General features: G+C 68.9%; 17 protein-coding genes. 12 read left to right on the forward strand and 5 right to left on the reverse strand.

The window, feature by feature from the left end; all coding sequences use genetic code 11:
* Positions 1 to 51: 51 nt before the first annotated feature.
* On the reverse strand, positions 52 to 939 hold the full coding sequence (locus E0H92_RS05930) for a DUF5667 domain-containing protein (RefSeq protein ID WP_238153504.1): 888 nt from the start codon (positions 937 to 939) through the stop codon (positions 52 to 54).
* Positions 940 to 1,387: 448 nt separating this feature from the next.
* A complete protein-coding gene (locus tag E0H92_RS05935) occupies positions 1,388 to 1,930 on the reverse strand; it encodes a sigma-70 family RNA polymerase sigma factor (protein ID WP_130384882.1) in 543 nt (180 codons plus the stop codon).
* Between the two features lie 391 nt (positions 1,931 to 2,321).
* On the opposite strand from E0H92_RS05935, the gene E0H92_RS05940 reads away from it, so the two are divergent.
* The 9 genes from E0H92_RS05940 (at position 2,322) to E0H92_RS05980 (ending at position 12,445) form a co-directional block, all read left to right on the forward strand.
* Positions 2,322 to 3,761 (forward strand): class I adenylate-forming enzyme family protein, encoded by a 1,440-nt coding sequence (locus E0H92_RS05940; protein ID WP_131468898.1) that lies wholly within the window; start codon positions 2,322 to 2,324, stop codon positions 3,759 to 3,761.
* Positions 3,758 to 3,994 carry a glutaredoxin family protein gene (locus E0H92_RS05945; RefSeq protein ID WP_131495611.1) on the forward strand — a complete coding sequence of 79 codons (237 nt, stop codon included), beginning with the start codon at positions 3,758 to 3,760 and terminating at the stop codon, positions 3,992 to 3,994. The genes E0H92_RS05940 and E0H92_RS05945 overlap by 4 nt, the downstream gene beginning before the upstream one ends.
* Before the next feature lie 111 nt (positions 3,995 to 4,105).
* Complete coding sequence (locus E0H92_RS05950) at positions 4,106 to 4,861, forward strand: redox-sensing transcriptional repressor Rex (RefSeq protein WP_131286806.1); 756 nt, start codon at positions 4,106 to 4,108, stop codon at positions 4,859 to 4,861.
* A complete protein-coding gene (locus tag E0H92_RS05955; RefSeq protein ID WP_131495612.1) occupies positions 4,858 to 6,180 on the forward strand; it encodes a glutamyl-tRNA reductase in 1,323 nt (440 codons plus the stop codon). The genes E0H92_RS05950 and E0H92_RS05955 overlap by 4 nt, the downstream gene beginning before the upstream one ends.
* Positions 6,177 to 7,058 carry a hydroxymethylbilane synthase gene (hemC, locus tag E0H92_RS05960; RefSeq protein WP_131468904.1) on the forward strand — a complete coding sequence of 294 codons (882 nt, stop codon included), beginning with the start codon at positions 6,177 to 6,179 and terminating at the stop codon, positions 7,056 to 7,058. Before E0H92_RS05955 ends, hemC begins: the two co-directional genes overlap by 4 nt.
* On the forward strand, positions 7,055 to 8,794 hold the full coding sequence (locus tag E0H92_RS05965; RefSeq protein WP_131495613.1) for a bifunctional uroporphyrinogen-III C-methyltransferase/uroporphyrinogen-III synthase: 1,740 nt from the start codon (positions 7,055 to 7,057) through the stop codon (positions 8,792 to 8,794). The genes hemC and E0H92_RS05965 overlap by 4 nt, the downstream gene beginning before the upstream one ends.
* A gap of 6 nt (positions 8,795 to 8,800) precedes the next feature.
* Positions 8,801 to 9,784 carry a porphobilinogen synthase gene (gene hemB, locus E0H92_RS05970; protein ID WP_131495614.1) on the forward strand — a complete coding sequence of 328 codons (984 nt, stop codon included), beginning with the start codon at positions 8,801 to 8,803 and terminating at the stop codon, positions 9,782 to 9,784.
* Positions 9,785 to 10,213: 429 nt separating this feature from the next.
* On the forward strand, positions 10,214 to 10,540 hold the full coding sequence (locus E0H92_RS05975; RefSeq protein WP_131495615.1) for a CU044_2847 family protein: 327 nt from the start codon (positions 10,214 to 10,216) through the stop codon (positions 10,538 to 10,540).
* Between the two features lie 3 nt (positions 10,541 to 10,543).
* The gene (locus E0H92_RS05980) at positions 10,544 to 12,445 is read left to right on the forward strand and encodes a CHAT domain-containing protein (RefSeq protein ID WP_131495616.1); all 1,902 of its coding nucleotides are present in this window, start codon (positions 10,544 to 10,546) and stop codon (positions 12,443 to 12,445) included.
* Positions 12,446 to 12,507: 62 nt separating this feature from the next.
* Here E0H92_RS05980 and E0H92_RS05985 read toward each other — a convergent pair whose 3' ends face one another.
* Genes E0H92_RS05985 through E0H92_RS05995 form a run of 3 tightly spaced genes read right to left on the reverse strand, consistent with a single transcriptional unit; the run spans position 12,508 to position 15,638 of the window.
* The gene (locus E0H92_RS05985) at positions 12,508 to 13,032 is read right to left on the reverse strand and encodes a dihydrofolate reductase family protein (protein WP_131495617.1); all 525 of its coding nucleotides are present in this window, start codon (positions 13,030 to 13,032) and stop codon (positions 12,508 to 12,510) included.
* A 21-nt stretch (positions 13,033 to 13,053) separates the two neighbouring features.
* Positions 13,054 to 14,088, reverse strand: a complete 1,035-nt coding sequence (locus E0H92_RS05990) for a LacI family DNA-binding transcriptional regulator (RefSeq protein ID WP_165549703.1) — start codon at positions 14,086 to 14,088, stop codon at positions 13,054 to 13,056.
* The gene (locus tag E0H92_RS05995) at positions 14,085 to 15,638 is read right to left on the reverse strand and encodes an FAD-dependent oxidoreductase (protein WP_165549704.1); all 1,554 of its coding nucleotides are present in this window, start codon (positions 15,636 to 15,638) and stop codon (positions 14,085 to 14,087) included. The genes E0H92_RS05990 and E0H92_RS05995 overlap by 4 nt, the downstream gene beginning before the upstream one ends.
* A gap of 165 nt (positions 15,639 to 15,803) precedes the next feature.
* Between E0H92_RS05995 and E0H92_RS06000 the strand changes: the two genes are divergently transcribed.
* Genes E0H92_RS06000 through E0H92_RS06010 form a run of 3 tightly spaced genes read left to right on the forward strand, consistent with a single transcriptional unit; the run spans position 15,804 to position 20,590 of the window.
* Positions 15,804 to 17,456, forward strand: a complete 1,653-nt coding sequence (locus E0H92_RS06000) for an FAD-dependent oxidoreductase (protein WP_202873525.1) — start codon at positions 15,804 to 15,806, stop codon at positions 17,454 to 17,456.
* A 2-nt stretch (positions 17,457 to 17,458) separates the two neighbouring features.
* Positions 17,459 to 18,985 (forward strand): FAD-dependent oxidoreductase, encoded by a 1,527-nt coding sequence (locus E0H92_RS06005; protein WP_131468917.1) that lies wholly within the window; start codon positions 17,459 to 17,461, stop codon positions 18,983 to 18,985.
* Positions 18,986 to 18,994: 9 nt separating this feature from the next.
* The gene (locus E0H92_RS06010) at positions 18,995 to 20,590 is read left to right on the forward strand and encodes an extracellular solute-binding protein (RefSeq protein ID WP_131495619.1); all 1,596 of its coding nucleotides are present in this window, start codon (positions 18,995 to 18,997) and stop codon (positions 20,588 to 20,590) included.
* Position 20,591: the final 1 nt, after the last annotated feature.

Consider the following 20,591-nt stretch of genomic DNA (forward strand, 5'->3'; position numbering starts at 1 on the left):
AGCCCCCGGCACGTGGTGCTGTGCCGGGGGCTGTGGGTTGCTCGGGGTCTGCTACTTCCAGGGTGGGAAGAGCGTCTGGATGACTCCGGGCAGGTTGATCAGTGGTGTTGTCGGGAACGGCCACGGCCAGGCCGGCGTGGTCGGGTTCAGCGTTGACGGCAGCACGGTGGGCGTCGCAATCGGCGAGTTTGACGACGACGGCACAGGTGGTGTCTTCAGGCTGGTCGGTGGCGGAGCGGTGGACTCCTCCACGATGGTCGTGTTCGGCAGCTTGGTCGGCACCGACGTGCTCGGTTGCACACTGGCGGAGTCGACCGGGGTCGGGATCGTCGACGACGCCTTGGGGCTCGACGACGCCTTGACCGGGTTGCTCGACTCGGAGCCGGTGCCGGGGCTGGTGCGATTCGGCTGGTTGTTGTTGTTCGTACCGGTGCTCGGCGCGCCGGCCGGCTTCGGCGCAGCACACTTCGGGCACGCGGCCTTGGTGAGTTGCGTCAGCTGCTCGATCGTGGCCAGAGCCTCGACCCCGGACTTCAACGACTCCGGCGGGAGTTTCGGCGTCGCCCCCACCAGAGCCTGGCGGGCGCTGGTGACGAAGGACGTGATCGCGGTGATCGAACTCTCGTCGCCGTTCTGCTGGTACGACGCGAGCAGCCTGGACACGCCCTTGCGGGCCTGCGCCGAGAAGTCGTCCAGCGTCGCGTTGATCGTGCCCACCGAGCCGCCGTTGCCGGCCAGCTCCTGGACTTCGGACAAACGGGTCATCGCGTGCTCGAGATCGCGCCGGCCGCGGGAGTCGTCGCCGACCCCGACGTTGGTCGCCACGTTCTCGATACTGCGCTTCATTCCGTACAAGGTGTCGCCGGGCATGGCCTGCTGAGCGGCGGCGGCGGAACCGATGCCACCTCCGAGCAGCACCAGCGCGGCGGTGCTGGCCACGAGCCGGATCCTCCGGCCCTGGCGACGACGGATATCTGTCACGGACGCGCCAACGTCCTCGCTACCCGGCGGGTCGTCCGAGTCGTCTGGTGCCGTGTGCACCGTCAACGGAGTCGCAGTGGTCGCCGCCCGCGCCGCCGCCTGCTCCAACAGGCGGTGCCGCAGTTCGGCACTGAACTCCGGTCGCGGTGCAACTGCGCCGGCGGTCCTCAGCCGTCCGACGAGCTCCACAGCTTCCAGTAACTCGGGGTCATCGCCCAGTCGCGTGGAGTGACGGGGCCCGTGATCGACGGCGTGCGCGAATGCCTCCGCGCGCGCTCGAGCCCTGTGTAGGTCACTCATGAGTTCTCGTTCTCCTCAATGGCCAGTCGGGGTCACCGACAGGTCCTCACCAGGCAAACGAGGTAACTCCCTGACGGGTTACGAAAGACGTTCGTTGTCATCCGCCTCATCTCAAGTCCTTGGGGATAACCTTCGCCAAGTGCCGTACGGCCCTCAGTTGCAGTTGCTTGACGGCGCCCTCGGATTTCTCCAGCGCCTTGGCCGTTTCGGCGATCGACAGACCCGCGAAGAACCGCATCGTCAGGCAGTCGCGCTGCTCGTCGGGCAGGCCGGCGACCGCGTCCCGGAGCACCTCGGCGGTGGCCGCGGCCAGCACGTCGATCTCCGGTCCTTCGGTCTGCCGGTCGTGGGTCTCAATCTCGTCGGTGACCACCTCGAGCCGGACCCGGCCCGACTTGTAGTGGTCGGTGATCAGGTTCCGGGCGATCGTCACCAGCCAGGCTCCGAAGTCCCGGCCCTGCCAGCGGAACGAGTCCAGCGCGCGGAGCGCCCGGACGAAGGTCTCGCTGGTCAGGTCCTCGGCGAGTGCCGACGACGACACCCGGGCGTAGATGTAGCGATAGACGGTGAGCGAGTACTCGTCGTACAGCTCACCGAAGGCACCGACGTCCCCGGCCTGGGCGCGATCGACGAGCTCCGCACGTCTCATCCCGTCCGGGCTTGGCTCCGGCGTGGTCAAGTGTTCTCCCCGTTCAACTGACACGTCGTTCGACACATCCGCGAATGGCCACAGCGACTGGGACAGCACTGAACGTTACTGCTCAGATACGTGCTGTCAACAGGCTGGAGCGTGCCGCCTTCCGTCCGGTCCGATGGTCACGAATGCGCCAGCGGACTGCGTCCGCGGTACGGAGCAGCCTGCTGTCGGGGGTGGTGCGTTGCGCATGAAGGTCCCCGCCGCGGGCGGGTTTCTGCAGTGTGAGGTTCAGCAGAAGCGCGCTCGCGAAGTCACCTGTATATCGGTGGTTACGCTCTGCTGCAACCGTTCTGTGAAAGACGGTTGGTCCCGGAGCGAATCCCGGCCGTGACAGACTCGCCTGGTGAACGTGAATTTCGCGGACATTCTTCGTGACACAGCGCAACGGCACGGCGAGCGTCCCGCGCTGGTCGACGGGGATCGGCGGCTGACCTGGAGCGAGCTCGACCAGGCCGTGGACCGGACCGCGCAGGGACTCGCCGCGGCCGGTCTCGTGCCCGGGTACCGGGTACTGCTCCTGGTGGCCAACAGCATCGAGTTCGTCACGTCCTACCTGGGCGTTCTCCGGGCCGGGCTGGTCGCCGTACCGCTGAACACCGGGCTCACCAAACCCGAGCTGGCGGCCGTCACGGCGCACTCCGGAGCCCGGCTGGCGATCGCCGGACCGGGCCTCGCGGACCGGTTCGAGGGCGTCCGCACGGTGGCGCCCGACGAGCTCCAGGGTGACGCTCCGTTACCGCCGGCGAAGGATCCCGAGACGCTCGCGGTGCTGCTCTACACGTCCGGAACCAGTGGAGATCCGCGCGCCGCGATGCTCACCCATCGGGCGCTCGCGGCGAATGTGCGGAACCTCAGCGAGCTCGGCGAGGACCGGATGGGGCCCGAGGACACGGTGCTCGGGGTGCTCCCGATGTTCCATGCGTTCGGCCTGAACGCGGTCCTCGGCTGGGCGGTCGCCACCGGCGCCGCGCTCGTCGTCGAGCAGCGTTTCGACCCCGAGGAGACCCTCGACCTGGTCCGCCGGTACGGCGTGACGCGGCTGCCGCTCGCTCCGCCCGCACTGCATGCACTGCTGACTCGCTCCGATCTGCGGGACGCGCTGAAGACCGTCAAGGTCGTGCTGACCGGCGCGTCCACGCTGGATCGCGCGCTCGCGGACCGCTTCGAGCAGGCCGCCGGGCTGCACGTCCATCAGGGGTACGGCCTGACCGAGGCGTCCCCGGGTGTCACGACGACCCTGGGCGAGGCTGAGCCGAAGCCCGGCTCGGTCGGCCGCCCGCTGCCGAATGTCGAGGTCCGGATCGCCGACGAGCAGGGCGAGGACGTCGAGGGCGACGACCCCGGCGAGATCCTGATCCGCGGCGGCAACCTCTTCTCCGGGTACTGGCCGGACGCCGTCGACGGTCCCGACGCCGAGGGCTGGTACCGGACCGGCGACGTCGGATTCCTGGACCCGGATGGCGACCTGTTCCTGGTCGACCGCCTGCGCGAGCTGATCATCGTGTCCGGTTTCAACGTCTTCCCGAGCGAGGTCGAGGACGTGCTGGTCGGCGCTCCCGGCGTACGGGAGGCCGCGGTCATCGGCGTACCGTCCGAGGAGACCGGCGAGGCGGTCAAGGCCTTCGTGGTGCCGTTGCCGGACGCATCGGTCGACGTGGCCGCGGTCCGCGAGTACGCCGAGGGCCGGCTGGCGCGGTTCAAGTGCCCGGTCGAGATCGAGGTCGTGGACTACCTGCCGCACTCGGTCACCGGCAAGGTCGCGAAGGGCCGGCTGCGGGGATGAGCCGGGTGACGATGTACGGCAAGCCCGGCTGTCACCTGTGCGACGACGCCCGGGAGGTCATCCGGGCGGTCTGCGCCGAGGTGGGCGCCGACTGGTCCGAGGTCGACGTCACACAGGACGACCGGTTGTTCACGCAGTACGGCGAACAGATCCCGGTCACGTTCGTGGACGGCAAGCAACACGACTTCTGGCGGGTCGACCCCGCCAGACTGCGAAAGGCCCTGATGAGGTAGGGCTGTCTCCTAGGTCACTCCCGCCGATTTTGTTCTCACGTTCACAAGCTCCTAGAGTAAGAGAGCCGCCGGCCGTCAGACCGCGGTGAACCAACCGCTCCCAGGAGAATTGTGACGCGTGCCAGCAGCCGTCGCCCCGGCCCGCCGACGAGAACCGAACGCGGCATCCCCGAGGCGACTGTCGCGCGCTTGCCGGTCTACCTGCGGGCCCTGACCGCGCTCTCGGACAGTGGCATCGCGACCGCGTCGAGCGAGGACCTGGCGACCGCGGCCGGCGTCAACTCCGCCAAGCTCCGCAAGGACCTCTCGTACCTGGGCTCCTACGGCACCCGCGGCGTCGGGTACGACGTGGAGTACCTGCGGTACCAGATCGCCCGCGAGATCGGCGTCACCCAGGACTGGGCCGTGGTCATCGTCGGGATCGGAAACCTGGGCCACGCGCTGGCGAACTACTCGGGCTTCGGCACCCGCGGCTTCCGGATCGTCGCCCTGCTGGACGCCGACCCGAACCTGGTCGGCGAGCGGATCGGCGACATGGAGGTCCGCGACTTCGCGCAGCTCGAGGAGATCGTCGAGGCCGACCGGGTCTCGATCGGGGTCATCACCACCCCCGCCGGTCCCGCGCAGGACGTCTGCGACCGGCTGGTCGCCGCCGGCGTGACCAGCATCCTGAACTTCGCGCCCGTGGTGCTGTCCGTGCCCGACGGCGTCGACATCCGCAAGGTGGACCTCTCGATCGAGCTGCAGATCCTGGCGTACCACGAACAACGAAAGTCCGGAGAGGCGGCGCTCCCCCAGGTGCCCGAACTACCAGCGATGAACGGTCTGCCCGATCTCCCGAGTGTCGGGGGAGGTGTCGGCGCATGAGTTATCTAGTGGTCGGCATCAGTCACCGTTCCGCTGCCATCGACGTCCTCGAGCGGGTCGCGCTCGACGCGGACGCGGCGACCAAGCTGGCCCTGGCGGTGCGGAACTCCGCGGCCGTCGCGGAGTCCGCGGTGCTTGCCACCTGCAACCGGACCGAGGTCTACGCGACCGTGGACCGGTTCCACGCCGGGATGGACGAGGTCACCGCGATCCTGTCCGACGTCACCGGCGTACCGCTGCTGGATCTGGCCGAGCACCTCTACGTGCACTTCGAGGAAGGCGCGGTCGCGCACCTGTTCCAGGTCGCGGTCGGGCTGGACTCGATGGTCGTCGGCGAGAGCCAGATCCTCGGCCAGGTGAAGGAGACGCTGCGCGTCGGCCAGGACCTGGAGACCGTCGGCACCGACCTGAACGCCCTGTTCCAGCACGCGTTGCGGGTCGGCAAGCGGGCCCGCACCGAGACCGGGATCGACTCGGCCGGCCGCTCTGTCGTCTCGGCCGGTCTGGATGCGGTCGGTGGGTTCGAAGGTCGCCGGGCGTTGATCGTCGGCGCCGGCTCGATGGCCTCCCTGGCCGCGCAGACACTGGCCGCTGGCGGCGCCCAGAGCGTGACCGTTGCCAACCGCAACTACGACCGCGCGGTCGCCCTCGCGGACCGGATCAGCGGTACGGCGATTCGCCTGGCCGACGTACCGGTCGCGCTGAAGGACGCCGACCTGGTCGTGTCCTGCACCGGCGCACGCGGCGTCGTACTGACCGCCGAGATGATCCGCGACGCGACGGACGGGCGCCCGCTCGGCGTCCTCGACGTGGCGCTGCCGCGGGACGTCGCTCCCGAGGCGGCCCGGATCGCCGGCGTCACGCTGATCACGCTGGCCGACCTGATCGGTACGGCGGGCGGCAGCCAGGCCGACATCGACGAGGTACGCCGGATCGTCGGCGAGGAGACCGGTTCGTTCGAGGCGACGCGCCGGGCCGCTTCGGTGGCGCCGACCGTGGTCGCGCTGCGGGCGATGGCGAGTTCGCTGGTCGACTCGGAGCTGGCCCGCCTCGAGCGCCGGCTGCCCGAGCTCGACGAGCACCAGCGGCACGAGGTCGAGCGGACCATCCGCCGCGTCGTCGACAAGGTGCTGCACAACCCGACGGTTCGGGTGAAGGAGCTCGGCGGCGATCCCGGCGGACCGACGTACGCCGACGCGCTGCGGCAACTGTTCGCGCTCGACCAGGCGACCGTGGACGCGGTGACCGCCGCCAAGGATCCGGAAGAGACGAGCCAGACGCCGGCCGACGCCGCGCGGCAGAGCGGAGGTCAGCGATGATCCGCCTCGGCACGCGCCGCTCCAAGCTGGCGACCGCGCAGTCGACCATCGTGGCCGACCAACTGCGCGCGCTCGGGCACGAGGTCGAGCTCGTCCTGATCACGACCACCGGCGACGTGAACCGCGCACCGGTCGAGCAGATCGGCGGCACCGGCATCTTCGTCAGCGCACTGCGCGACGCGCTGCTGGCCGGCGAGATCGACATCGCCGTGCACTCGTTGAAGGACCTGCCGACGATGCCGCTCGACGGCGTGACGATCGGCGCCATCCCGGTCCGTGAGGACCCGCGCGACGTTCTCGTCGCCCGCGACGGCCTGACGCTCGGCGAACTGCCGCACGGCGCCCTGATCGGCACCGGCGCCGCACGGCGCGTCGCGCAGCTCGACGCGCTCGGCCTGGGCGTCGAGTGCACCGGGATCCGCGGCAACGTGGACACCCGGATCGGCTTGGTCACCGACGGCAAGTTGGACGCCGTGGTGCTCGCGAGGGCAGGCTTGTCCCGGCTGGGACGGCTCGACGAGGTGACCGAGACGCTGGACCCGATCCAGATGCTGCCCGCGCCGGGACAAGGTGCCCTGGGCATCGAGTGCCGCGCGGACGACACCGACGTACTGGCCGCGCTGGCCCCGCTGGAGGACCCGGCGACCCGCGCGGCGGTGACGGCGGAACGGCAACTGATGGCGACGCTGGAGGCAGGGTGCACGGCTCCGGTCGGCGCGCTCGCCGAGGTGGTCGAGGGTGAGGACGGCCCCGAGCTCTGGCTGCGGGGCGCGCTCGGGCAGGACGACGGCGTACGACGGCTCTCCGCGAACGGGCCGGTGGACGATCCGGTGTCTCTGGGCAAGACGCTGGCGAACGAGTTGCTGGAGCGAACATGACACCGGCACAGGGCACGAGCACCACGGCCCACAAGAAGGCCCAGAGCACGGCCCACAGGACGAGCAGGAAAACGACGAGGGCGAAGGCAGACGTGAGCGCGAAGACAGCCGCTACCGCGGTACCTCAGAAGGCCGCGACCAGTACCGCCAAGCAGACCAAACCGCTCGGCCACGTGACATTCGTCGGTGTCGGCCCCGGTGACCCGGCGCTGCTGACGCTGGCGGGCCGCGACGTACTCGCGAACGCCGACGCGGTCGTTGTCGAGGGCCCCGAGCACGACGCGTTCCTGACCTACTGCAGGCCGGGCGTCGAGGTCGTGGACGGCTCCGGCGCCGAGGGCAGCCGGGCGCTGCGGGTCGCGGCCCGGGCCCGCCTGGTGGTGAAGACGGCCAAGTCCGCGGCGAACGTGGTCCGGCTGCTGACCGGCGACCCGTTCACCTTCTCCAGCGGCGCCGAGGAGGCGGCCGCGTGCAAGAAGGCGGGCATCGGGTTCAACGTGGTGCCGGGCGTCAGCGAGGTGAGCGCGGTTCCGACGTACGCCGGGATCCCGCTGACCATGAAGGGCGACCGCGAGGTCACCGTCGTCGACCTCGCCGAGAACAAGCTCGACCTGACCCGCCTGCAGCCGAAGCAGACGCTCGTCCTGCTGAACGCCTCCGAGGTGCTGAAGGAGACCGTCGGCTCGCTGGTCGAGGCGGGCTTCGACGCGGCCACCCCGGTCGCGGCGACGGTTTGCGGTACGACGACCTCGCAGACCAGCGTGGTGGGGACGCTCGAGACGATCGTCACCGACCTGCGGGCCGCGAAGGTGACCGGCGAGGCCGTGATCGTGGTCGGCTCGGTCGTCGAGCAGCGCGAGGCGCTGTCCTGGTTCGAGACCAAGCCGCTGTTCGGCTGGCGGATCCTGGTCCCGCGGACCAAGGACCAGGCCGGGCCGCTGATGGACCGGCTCCGGCGGTACGGCGCGATGCCCGAAGAGGTCCCGACGATCTCGGTCGAGCCGCCGCGCAACCCGCAGCAGATGGACAAGGCGATCCGCGGTCTGGTCGAGGGGCGCTACGAATGGGTCGCGTTCACCTCGGTCAACGCGGTGAAGGCGGTCCGGGAGAAGTTCGACGAGTACGGGCTGGACGCGCGGGCGTTCTCCGGGCTGAAGATCGCGGCGGTCGGCGACAAGACCGCCGAGGCGATCGGCGCCTGGGGCATCCGTCCGGACCTGGTCCCGTCCGGTGAGCAGTCGGCCGCCGGGCTGGTCGAGGACTGGCCGCCGTTCGACGAGGTGCTGGACCCGATCAACCGGGTGTTCCTGCCGCGCGCGGACATCGCCACCGAGACGCTCGTCGCGGGCCTGACCGATCTCGGCTGGGAGGTCGACGACGTCACGGCGTACCGGACCGTCCGGGCCGCTCCGCCGCCCGCGCCGACCCGCGAGGCGATCAAGTCCGGCAAGTTCGACGCGGTCGTGTTCACCTCGTCCTCGACGGTGCGCAACCTGGTGGGCATCGCCGGCAAGCCGCACGCGTCGACGGTGATCGGCGTGATCGGCCCGGCGACGCTGAAGACCGCCGAGGAGCACGGCCTGCGGGTCGACGCGATGGCCGAGACGCCGTCCGTCGAGGAACTGGCCGACGCCCTCGCCCGGTTCGGTGCGGATCGGCGTGACACCATGGTGGAGGCCGGGGAACCGGTCACCCGTCCGTCCGAACGCCGCTCGGGTTCTCGTCGGAAGAGCTGATACACGATGCCTGGATTCCCGGAAGTGAGGCCGCGGCGGCTGAGGTCGTCCGAGGCGGTGCGCAGGCTGGTCGCGGAGACCTCGCTGGAGCCGCGGCAGCTGATCCTGCCGATGTTCGTCCGGGAAGGCGCGCGCGAACCGATCGCGATCAAGTCGATGCCGGGCGTCGTCCAGCACACCCGGGACACGGCGCGGAAGGCGATCGCCGAGGCGGCGCAGCTCGGGCTCGGCGGCGTGATGCTGTTCGGCGTACCGACGTCGAAGGATGAGGTCGGGTCCGGTGCGCTGGACCCGAACGGGATCCTGAACGTCGCGATCCGGGACGCGGTGTCCGAGGCCGGTGACGCGCTCCTGGTGATGTCGGACCTGTGCCTGGACGAGTTCACGTCGCACGGGCACTGCGGCGTACTGGATTCCGCGGGACGCGTGGACAACGACGCGACGCTTTCGCTGTACGCCGAGATGGGCGTCGCGCAGGCCACCGCCGGCGCGCACGTCGTCGGCCCGTCCGGGATGATGGACGGGCAGGTCGGCGTCATCCGCAAGGCGCTGGACGCGGCCGGCTTCATCGACACGGTGATCCTGGCGTACGCCGTGAAGTACGCGTCGGCGTTCTTCGGCCCGTTCCGGGAGGCCGTCGACTCGTCGCTGACCGGCGACCGCAAGACCTACCAGCAGGACAACGCGAACGCCCGCGACGCGATCCGCGAGGTCGACCTCGACATCGCCGAGGGCGCCGACATCGTGATGGTCAAACCCGCCCTGCCGTACCTGGACATCGTCCGCCAGATCCGCGACCACGTCACGGTCCCGGTCGCGGCGTACAACATCTCCGGCGAATACGCGATGGTCGAGGCCGCCGCCGCCAACGGCTGGATCGACCGCGACAAAGCCATCCTCGAAACCCTCACCTCAATCCGCCGAGCCGGCGCCGACACAATCCTCACCTACTGGGCCACCGAAGTAGCCCAACAACTTCACTACCGCTGAGCCAGCGGGCAGCCCCCGCGTGCTACGCAGCCGCCCTCTCGTCGCTCCGCTCCTCGGTGCGCCCACTACGCGCGCTCCCACCCACCCCCGGCTTAGCGCCGTACTTCTAGCCTCCGGCTAACGCCGGGTGCTGTCGGCTAGCGCCGGCGTGTACGGGCTGGCGCCCGTGGGTTCGCGCTGGCGCGCGGGTGACTGCTTGGCCGGTGCTTTCGGTTGGTGGTTCTGTCGTGGCGGGGACTGCAGGCGACGTCTCCGGAAAGAAATAGCCAACTGGCGACGGAAAAGTTCCGCAATGGCGGGGTCGGCCGTCGTTCGGTTCGGGCACCTTGGCGTGCTCGCACCTCCCGGCTCAGCGGAGTACGGGCGCAGGCGTCTTCCGATGGTGTTGTGGGCGGGTGCGTGCCATCGTGGGAGGTGGGGGTGGGGCGGATGCGACGGCTTGCGGAGTTTCCGTTGGGTGATGGTGGGACTGTGCTGGTCGAGGTGGATGACGGCGGGCCGGTGATGCGGGGGATCGGGAAGGATCGGGCGGCGCTGATCGAGGAGGCGGATCGGACGTTCGAGGATGCGACATCGGTCGTGGCGCCTGCGGCGCGCAGTCTGATTGCTCGGTTGCGGGCGATGGACGACGCACCTGAAGAGGTCGGGATCGAGTTCGGGTTGCAGCTCAGTGCGCAGACCGGGGCGTTCATCGCGTCGGCCGCGGCGCAGGCCAACTTCAAGATCACCGTGACGTGGCGAAGTTCAACGGCTTGAACCATGCGAACGCTGCGGAATTTCGACCTGGCGATCGAGGCTCAGGGCGACGGCTACCTGGCAAGGGTGGTGGCCTCACCGGCTGGTGAGACAGAGGGCAGCTTTGTGCTTCCGTTCTCCGAGCAGGACCTCGAGATCCTGATTCTGAAGATCACCGGATCAGTGAGCTCGACGCGCCGACGGGTACGGCGGCTCGAATCGGTCGAGCAGCGGCTGCTCGAGGACTTCGGCGGTCGGCTGTTCCAGGCAGTCTTCACGGGCAGCATCCGCAGTTGCCTGGAGCGCAGCCTCACCGCCGCCGAGGATGAGGACTCTGGCCTCCGCCTGCGGCTTCGTCTAGCGGCCCCGCTGGAGAACATCCCGTGGGAGTTCCTGTACGACCGTGACTACGGTTTTCTCTGCCTGTCCCCGGACACCCCGCTGGTCCGGTACGTCGCGATGCCCAAACCGGTTCAACCGTTCCCGGTCCGCCCGCCGTTGCGGATCTTGGCGATGATTTCCGCACCCAGCGACGTACCAGGACTGCAGAACGAGGAAGAGTGGGACAAGCTCCAAACCTCGCTCAGCCACCTGATCGCCCGCGGGATGGTCCAGCTGGACCGCTTGCCTGTCGGCTCGCTCTCGGCGCTGCAGCGTCCGTTGCGGCAACAGGACTATCACGTCCTGCACTTCGTCGGTCATGGCTTGTACGACGAGGACGCCGACGACGGCGCGCTCGTACTCGAGGACGAGAGCGGGCGGGCCCGCATCGTCACCGGTCGTGCCCTGGGAACAATGCTCCGCGGGCAACGGTCGTTACGACTGGTCGTCCTCAACGCCTGCGAGGGCGCACGCAGTTCCGTCGACGATCCGTTCGGCGGCGTGGCGCAAGCGCTGGTTCGGCAGGGCGTACCGGCGGTGATCGCCATGCAGTTCGAGATCTCAGATCCGGCGGCCGTGGTGTTCAGCCAGTCCTTCTACGAGGCCGTCGCCGACCTGCTGCCGGCCGACGTGGCCGTGGTCGAAGCCAGGAAGGCGATCTTCGCCGCGGACAACGACGTCGAGTGGGCCACCCCTGTCATCTACCTCCGAGCGCCCGACGGCCAGATCTTCGCCGAACCCCCACCTCCCGACCCTGATGAGCAGCGTCAGCGGCAGTTTGCCGAGTGGCATAACGCAGTTGCGGCCGCGATGGGCGAGTCGCGCTGGGATGACGCCATCGCCGTACTCGATCGTTTGATCGCGGCCGGCGAGAACAGTCCGACGACCGTCGAACGCTTGCAGTTCGCGCATTCCCGGCAGCACCAAGCCGTTCTGATCGCCGAGCTGCGGCGTCTGCACGCCGCGGGCGAATGGGCCGCGGTTCTCAGCGTGGCCGCACAGCTCGACGAACTCGTTCCGAGGGATCGAGAGACAGACAGCCTCATCGCATCCGCCAAGGCCGAGCTGGAAGCTGCCGCGCGCGAACGAGATCGGGCGGCAAGGCAGCCGGTGATTGCAGGTATGGGTGACCGGCTACTCGCCCGATTCGTCGATTTGAGCCTCTACCTGATTCCGTTCGTGCTGCTCACGCCCAGCTCTACAACGGAAACCAGCAGCGCGGAGCCGGACGTGGCCTACGTGTTGTGGCTCGGTGGCGACTATCTGGCGGCTGCGATCTGCGAGGTCGTACTCACCGCGATCTGGGGATGCACGCTGGGGAAACGGCTGGTGCGGCTGAGGGTGGTCCGGGACGACGACGGGCGGCCGATCGGCTGGCGGGAGGCGCTCCTGCGCTGGTTGATCCAGTTCCTCGGCTGGGGACCCTGCCTGTTCATCGGAGCCGCAGTCATTTACGCCACTCCGTTCTGGGACAAGACCGGCCGCAACCGAGGCTGGCACGACCGGGTCGCCGGGACGGTCGTCGTCAAGCTGCCGCCGCGCTGAGCACAACCCTCACCGGAACAAGCAGCAGCCCTCGTACCCGCGTCCTACTTTCGCAAGGCGGGTCAGCGGGTGACTGTGTAGTCGGACTGGGTGAAGCCGGCCTTCAGGGTGCGGGTGGCGTTGTGGGTCAGCGGGATGTCGGCGTCCACCGGGCCGAAGAGGGGGATGCCGGTGCCTAGGAGGACGGGGGCTGTGGTGATGGTTAGTTCGTTGAGGAGGCCGGCTGCCAGGAAGGTTTGGATGGTGGCGGCGCCGTCGGTGTAGATGCGTTGGGCGCCGCGGTCGTTGAGGGTTTCGATCAGGGCGTCCAGGGTGCGGTGGACGAGGATGCGGTCGTCGGTTTCGGGGTCGAGGGTGGTGCTCAGGACCTCGACCTGCTTGCCTTCGTACGGCCAGCTGTCGAATGTCAGCGCCAGTTGGTAGGTGTTGCGCCCCAGTACGACGGTGTCCACCGACGCCAGGAACTCGTCGTACCCGGTCTCGCCGGCATGCTCGGCCCGGCTCGTGAGCCAGTCGATGGACCCGTCGGCGCGCGCGATGTACCCGTCGAGGCTGGTGGCGATGAAGGCAGCAGCATGAAAGCTCACAGCACCATTTTCCACCACCGCTCAACGAGGCGACGGCCCGACCGTCGCTTCCAGGGTGTGTTCGCACGGAAGCAGGATCTGCCGCTCGTAGTCGCCGTCCGGCTCGGTCAGCAGACTCGTGAGCAGCCGGACCGCGCGGCGCCCCATCGCGTTCCGCGGCACCCGCAGCATTGCCCACGGCAAGGAGCCGACCTCGGTCTCGTCGTCCACCAGCAGTACGACGGACAGATCGCCGGGCACCGAGAGCCCGCGGAGGTTCAGCATCGCCGCGAGGACTCGCAGCAGATTGACGGACTCGACCAGGATCGCGGTCGTCCCGGCCGCCAGTGCCCGGTCCAGCCAGCCAGTCGTCAACCCCGACGGTGGCTCGAAGACCGGTGACGGCACCGGCAGGTCGTAGCGCTGCAGCGCCCCGGCGAATCCCGTCCACCGGTCCTCCTGCGGCTCGTCGCGCGACTGCTCGCCGAGGTACGCGAACGTTCGGTGGCCGAGCGCGACCAGGTCGTCGACGATCTCGCCGGTCGCCGTCTTGTAGTCGCCGCCGACGTAGCTGATCGACGCTCCGGGCACCTCGCGATGACCGACGTACACGAACGGATAGCCCTCGTACGCCAACCGGGCCAGGTCGTCACGGTCCGCGTGGTGACCGAGCAGCAGGCTGCCGGACGCCTGCCGGAGCCCGTTGGTGTCGTCGGCGAAGATCCGCCGTACGCCGGACTCGTCGGGGGCCGCCGTGAACAGCACCAGGTTGCATCCCTCGGCCGCGGCCTGTTCCTCGATACCGCGCAGGAACTCGAAGTAGTAGTCCCGGGAACTCGTCGGGAAGATCGGCTCGAACGTGTGCACACCGAGCAGGTGCGGTGTGGTTCGCGCGACCGCCCGTCGCTGCCCGGCCGGCGCGTACTGCAGCCGCCGGGCCGCGTCCAGCACCCGGCGCTGCGTACCGGCCGAGATGCGCCCGAGGTCCGCCGTACCGTTCATCACCATCGAGACGGTCGACTGCGAGACCCCGGCCGCCTTCGCCACATCCGCCTGCCGCGAAACCGTCTTCTTCATGCCGCCTCCCCTCTGGGCCATCCCACGATGCCACCCGCTCCGGTCAGGTCGCGGCGCAGTACGTCGTACTCCACATCCTGTACGGCGATCCGCGCCGACACCGCGAGCGACGCAGCACAACCGGCAGCTTCGCCGACCGTCATGAACACTGGCTCCATCCGCACCGACGCGAACGCCACGTGCGACGCCGACACCGCCGCCGCGACCAGCAGGTTCGCACACTCGGAAATCCGCGGAACGATCGACCGGAACGAAATTCCGAACGGGCGGACCAGCGGAACCTGGACATTCCCCTCGTTCCGCGGATTTCCGTCGACCAGCACGCGCCGCGCGTTGTGTGAGTCCATCACGTACGACGCCACCGCGATCGGGTCCGGTACGACGGTCCGTCCGGTCGCCTCGTGTTCGGTCACGACATGTTCCGCGACCATCCGCCGGCCTTCCCGGACGTACAGCTGGTGCGGCCAGTACGACGTTTTCCGGAACTCGCCCGGCGCGAGCCCGAACGCCCTGGTCGCCGCACGTACGTCGGCAGGTACGTCCGCCGAGGTCGACAGGTAGTACAGCAGCCCGGCCTGGTAGCGGACGTGGTCCTGGAAGATCTCCTCCCGGCGCGGATAGCCGGCCTCCGGCCACTCGTCGCTCGCCCCGATGTGGTCGGAGGAGAACGCGCCGTGGTTGTTCATGTCGAACACCCTGCCATGCACCCGCGTGGTCCGGCCGTACAGCTCGTAGATCCCGGCCTCGAGGTACCGGCGCAGCAGCTCGTACCGCGAGGCGTCGTACCCATCCGGCCGGGGGAACGGAATCCGGTGCGGGCCGTTGGTGACGTGCAACCGGAAGTTGTACGCCTGCACGTGCCGGTCGCCGGATCCGATCGCTCCGTACGGCTCCGCGGAAATGCCGGGCAAGAGCCCGCTGGACGGCTGCCCGGGGACGACGTACGGGTCGACCGGCCGCTCGAACTGGTGGTTGATGCTGTGCTGCACACCGGCGATCGATTCGCCGTACACCCCGGACGACTCGCGCCCGACCGTGTACGAGACACCCGCCGCAGCCAGGAGATCACCCTCGTACGACGCGTCGACGTACACCTGGCCGCGGTAGCTGGATCCGTCGTCGGTGCGGAGTTCGGTGATCCGGTTGCCGGTCTTGGTCACGTCGAGCAGGTGCCGGCGCCGATGGAGTACGACGCCCGCATCGGCCAGCCGGCGCAGGAAGATCTCCTCGGCCACGTGCGCCTCGACCTTCCAGTGCGGATCCGGCGCGTGGTACGCGGCCGCGACGTCGGAATAGAACTCCCGCGCCAGTCCGCCGATCGTCTGCGCGTCGCCGACGTCCGTCTCACCGAGGCCGGACGCGGTCATGCCACCGACCCGGTCGTCGAACGCGAGCAGGACGACGCGCAGCCCGGAGCGGGCCGCCCGGACGGCCGCGGTGACGCCACCGGAGGTCGCGCCGTAGACGACGACATCGGCGTCGGTCGGTCCCGCGGGCTCGGCCGCCGGCGCCGTGCGGTGGTACTGCAGACCTTCGAGTGCGAGCCTCATGCGGACTGTTGTATCAGCTTGGTTGCTAATAATCAGCAAATACTTCATCGGCTCGAAACCGGCTCGCAACAAGCTATTGACAGCGGTAGACGGAACGAGCGTACGGTGATGCGCAACTCGGGGTAACAAGATTTTGCTGATCTATTAGCAGATATGAGGATGGTTGTGACCGATCGAGAGCTGAGCGCCGGACTGCTGGTGGTGGGCGGTGGCCTGGGTGGTGTGGCCGCGGCCCTGACCGCAGCCAAGCTCGGGTGCCAGGTGCTGCTGACCGAAGAGACCGACTGGCTCGGCGGACAGTTGACCGCGCAGGCGGTGCCGTCCGACGAGCACCCGTGGATCGAGAGCCGGCACATCTCGTCCGGCTACCGCGAGCTGCGGACCCGGATCCGGGACTACTACCGGCGGAACTACCCGCTGACCGCCGAGGCGTACGCGGAGCCCGCGTTGAACCCGGGTCTCGGCAACGTCAGCAGGCTCTGTCACGAGCCGCGCGTCGCGGTCGCCGTGATCGACGAACTGCTGGCGCCGTACGTCTCGGCCGGCCGGATCACGGTCCTCTACAACCACGTTCCCACTGCCGCGACGACGGACGGCGACCACGTCACCTCCGTGACGTTGCGCGGAGGTGACGGCCGCCTCACGGTGACCGCACCGCTGATCGTCGACGCGACCGAGCTCGGCGATCTGCTCGAGCTGGCCGGTGTCGATCACGTTCTCGGCGCCGAGGCGCAGAGCGAGACCGGCGAGCAGTTCGCAGCGGACGTCGCGGATCCACTCGACCAGCAGGCGATCACCTGGTGTTTCCCGCTCGAGTACCGGCCCGGCGAGGACCACACGATCGAGCGGCCGGCGTCGTACGACCACTGGAAGACCCATGTGGATCCGTTCTGGCCCGGCCCGCAGCTGTCCTGGGTGAAGATCGACATCAAGACGATGGGCGGCCGGGAGAACCGGATCTTCGAGGTCGACCAGGACCTCCCGCACGCGGCGGATCTGTGGCATTTCCGCCGGATCCGCGCCCGCAGCCAGTTCGACCGGTCGCTGATCGACACCGACATCTCGCTCGTGAACTGGCCGAACGTCGACTACTGGGAGGCCGCGCTGGTCGGTCCCGGCACCGACCAGGACCGTGCTCTGCAGCGCTGCCGCGAGCTCTCGCTGTCGTACCTGCACTGGATGCAGACCGAGGCGCCCCGCCACGACGGCGGGACCGGCTACCCGGGCCTCAAGCTCCGCCCGGATCTCACGGGTACGGCGGACGGCCTCGCGAAGTCGGCGTACATCCGGGAGTCCCGGCGGATCCGTGCGCGGTTCACCGTCCTCGAGCAGCACGTGGCCGTCGCCGACCGTGGCGCTGACGCCGGTGCGGAGTTCTTCCGGGACGGTGTCGGGGTCGGGCACTACAACATCGACCTGCACCCGAGTACGGCCGGAATCAACTACGTGAATCTCGAGGTGTTTCCGTTCCAGATTCCGCTCGGCGCCCTGATCCCGCAACGGATGCGGAATCTGTTGCCGGCGAACAAGAACATCGGCACCACGCACCTGACGAACGGCTGCTATCGGCTGCATCCGGTCGAGTGGAGTATCGGCGAGGCCGTCGGCGCCCTGGCGGCGCACTGCCTGGCTAACGCGACCGAGCCGCACGCGGTCGCGGACTCGGCACAGCTGACCGAGGATCTGCAGCGGACACTCACCGCAACACTGGGGATTCCGGTGAAGTGGCCGGACGACATCGCCCGCACCCGTCCGTCGCAGGCAGCGAACCCGACGCCGCTGCACGCCGCGCCCGAGCGCCGAGCGAAGGTGAGCTGATCATGTCTTCGGACGAGTACGACGTGATCGTCTACGGTGCCTCCCTCGCCGGGATCATGGCCGCGCTTCGCCTGCGGGCCAGGGGGTACCGCTGTCTGGTCCTGGAACCGACCGGCCACGTCGGTGGCATCGTCGCGGGCGGTCTGGTCAAGAGCGACACTCCGAACACGCTTTCCGCGCTGGCCGGCTGGACCCGGAGCCGGTTCTTCGGCGGGATCGCAGCCGAGTACGGCGCCGACGAGCGGGCCGATGGACCCCGGTACCGCTTCGAGCCCAAGGTCGCCGAACGCGTGGCGCGGCAGCTCCTGGACGAGGCGGAGGCCGACGTACTGCTCAACGAACGGATCCACGGGGCTGCTGACGTGGAGGTCCGCGGTGATCGGATCCAGGCAGTGCGGACCAGCCAGGGCTGGCGGCGGGCACGGGCGTTCGTGGACGCGTCGTACGAGGGTGACCTCCTGGCGGCGGCGGGCGTCCCGTACGCCGTCGGTCGCGAGCCGGCCAGCCGGTACGACGAGCCGCTCGGCGGGTTCCTGCCGGACCGGGCGTACCGGCGGCAGGCATTCCGGCCGAACACGTTCTACCCGGTGAAGCCCGTGCCGACGGAAGCGCCGGGGGACGGTGACGCCAAGGTGCAGGCGTACAACTTCCGCGGCGTACTGGACAAGGGCCCGGACCGGATGCCGTTCGAGAAGCCGGATGACTACGACCCGAAGCTTTACACCTACCTCGGGCAGTTGCTCGAGCAGCGCGGCGTCGCCGGTCTCTCGTCGATCGTCACGCACACGGCGCTGCTGCCGAACGACAAGTACCAGACCAACCAGGCGCTGTTCATCGGGTTCGACCTTCCGGGTGCGTCGTGGGACTACCCGGACGGCACCTGGCAGCGGCGTGACGAAGTGATCGCCGAGCATCTCCGCTGGCACCGCGGAATGCTGTACTGGCTGGCGAACGATCCGTCGCTTCCGGAGAGTTTCCGAAAGGACGCCGGAACGTTCGGACTGCCGCCGGACGAGTTTTCCGACAGCCCTTGCGGACCAGGGTTTCCGCACGCCCTCTACATCCGTGAGGCGCGCCGGATGATCGGGCAGACCGTGCTCACCCAGCACGACCTGCGGCGGCCCGGCAATACCAAGGAAACCGCTGTCTGCTGCTGGAACTACGGCATCGACTGCCACATCGTCCAGTACTACGCGGACGGCGACGACACGATCGTCGGCGAGGGAACCGTCACCGGAACCGAGAAGAACGGCCCGGTCGACCTCTACCAGTTGCCGGCCGAGGTGCTGTTCCCGGCCCGCGGCGGGATCGGGAACCTCGTCGTACCGATCTGCTTCTCGGCCAGTCATGTCGGCTACCTGTCGGCCCGGATGGAGCCGAACTACGGGATGCTCGGCGAGGCCGCGGGAGAGTTGCTGGCCCAGTCGCTGCGGACCGGCCAGGCCGTTCAGGACTACGAATACCCGGCGCTCGCCGCCGCCCTCACCGAGCACGGCAGCATCCTGTCGCTGCCCGAGCTGCACAACTAGGAGACGCTCATGCAGTCCAACAGGCGGGACTTCCTCAAACTGACCGGCGGCGTTTCGTTGCTCGCAGCAACCTCTGGCACGGTCCTGGCGGGCTGCGGCGGGTCCGACGGCTCGGGGACCGCGGCGAAGGCGGCCGCGAAGGCCACGCCACCGGAGTACGTGGCGTACGGGTCGGTGAAGCCGGACCTGCCGGGTACCGCGGACGGCGTGATGCCGGGCTTCTTCAAGTATCCGCGCCAGCTGGTCGACGGCTACCAGGACAAGCCCGGTGCCGGGGCGGGCGACGTCAAGATCCTCACCAACATGTTCAACCCGGCGCCGCCCGGTGCCGGCAGCAACACCTACTGGAAGGCGCTGAACGACCGGGTCGGCGCGAACCTCGACATCACGATGACGCCGGCCGCGGACTATGTGAGCAAGCTGTCGACGGTGATCGCCGGCGGTGATCTGCCGGACATCCTGATGATCGCGTCGAAGTTCCCCAACCGCGGCGAGATGCTCACCAAACTCTGTGCGGACCTGACCGCGCACCTGTCCGGTGCGGCGATCAAGGACTACCAGTTCCTGGCCAACCTGCCGACCGACTCCTGGCTGCCGACGATGTACAAGGGCGGCATCCACGCGATCCCGATCGCGCGGTCGGTGATCGGGACCATCATGTTCAGCCGCGCCGACCTGCTCGAGGCACGGTCGCTGAACCCGGAGCCGGCCAGTTACGCGGACTTCGTCGAGACCGCGAAGGGCCTGACCGACGCGAAGGCCAACAAGTGGGCGTTCGGTGCCTCGAAGGGCGTCACCACGTTCATCGGCAACATGCTCGGCGTACCCAACGTCTGGAAGGAGGACGGCGGAAAGTTCGTTTCCGAACTGGAGGTTCCGGAACGGAAAGAGGCGGTCGCACGCACCGCCGAGCTGGTGAAGGTCGGCGTTTTCCACCCGGACGCGCTGGGCGGGAAACTCCAGCTGCGCGACCTGTTCGGCAACGGCACGATCGCACTCAACGCCGACGGGTACGCCGCCTGGGACCTGATGGCCGACACGTACGGCGTCGACGTCGGCGGCATGCCCGTTCCGGCGTACGACGGCGGGAAGCCGGTGCAGCGCGAAGGGGCCGCGATCTTCGCCCTGACAGCGTTCAAGAAGGCCGGCGACGACCGGGTCAAGCAGCTGCTCCGGATCTGCGACTGGCTGGCCGCGCCGCTCGGCACCAGCGAGTACATGTTCCGCCGGTTCGGCGTCGAGGGCATCCACTACACCTGGAAGGGCGACAAACCCGAGCGCACGTCCGCGGGCAAGACCCAGGTGAGCCTGCCGCTCGAGTACGTCGCCGACGCGCCGCACGTCCTCGGCCCGTCCAACGAGCAACGGGTCCGCACACAACGCGCGTACCAGGAGAAGATCGTCCCGAACCTGCTCGCGAACCCCGGCGCCGGACTGTACTCGGCCACCGCGATCAGCAAGGCCGACGAGCTGGACAAATTGATCAATGCGGCCGAGCTCGACATCGTCTCGGGCCGGAAACCGATCAGCAGCTGGGACGACGCCGTCGCGAACTGGAAGCGGCGCGGCGGCGACAAGATCCGCGACGAGTACTCCAACCAGTGAC

The sequence above is a fragment of the Kribbella speibonae genome (assembly GCF_004331375.1).
Taxonomy (GTDB): domain Bacteria; phylum Actinomycetota; class Actinomycetes; order Propionibacteriales; family Kribbellaceae; genus Kribbella; species Kribbella sindirgiensis.

Bases quoted from the DNA above. Each gene is read 5' to 3' on its own strand.
- E0H92_RS05975 (WP_131495615.1), top strand. From the start codon at position 10,214: ATGCGACGGCTTGCGGAGTTTCCGTTGGGTGATGGTGGGACTGTGCTG.
- hemB (WP_131495614.1), top strand. From the start codon at position 8,801: ATGCCTGGATTCCCGGAAGTGAGGCCGCGGCGGCTGAGGTCGTCCGAG.
- hemC (WP_131468904.1), top strand. From the start codon at position 6,177: ATGATCCGCCTCGGCACGCGCCGCTCCAAGCTGGCGACCGCGCAGTCG.
- E0H92_RS05955 (WP_131495612.1), top strand. From the start codon at position 4,858: ATGAGTTATCTAGTGGTCGGCATCAGTCACCGTTCCGCTGCCATCGAC.
- E0H92_RS06005 (WP_131468917.1), top strand. From the start codon at position 17,459: ATGTCTTCGGACGAGTACGACGTGATCGTCTACGGTGCCTCCCTCGCC.
- E0H92_RS05945 (WP_131495611.1), top strand. From the start codon at position 3,758: ATGAGCCGGGTGACGATGTACGGCAAGCCCGGCTGTCACCTGTGCGAC.
- E0H92_RS06010 (WP_131495619.1), top strand. From the start codon at position 18,995: ATGCAGTCCAACAGGCGGGACTTCCTCAAACTGACCGGCGGCGTTTCG.
- E0H92_RS05935 (WP_130384882.1), bottom strand. From the start codon at position 1,930: ATGAGACGTGCGGAGCTCGTCGATCGCGCCCAGGCCGGGGACGTCGGT.
- E0H92_RS05965 (WP_131495613.1), top strand. From the start codon at position 7,055: ATGACACCGGCACAGGGCACGAGCACCACGGCCCACAAGAAGGCCCAG.
- E0H92_RS05995 (WP_165549704.1), bottom strand. From the start codon at position 15,638: ATGAGGCTCGCACTCGAAGGTCTGCAGTACCACCGCACGGCGCCGGCG.
- E0H92_RS05980 (WP_131495616.1), top strand. From the start codon at position 10,544: ATGCGAACGCTGCGGAATTTCGACCTGGCGATCGAGGCTCAGGGCGAC.
- E0H92_RS05990 (WP_165549703.1), bottom strand. From the start codon at position 14,088: ATGAAGAAGACGGTTTCGCGGCAGGCGGATGTGGCGAAGGCGGCCGGG.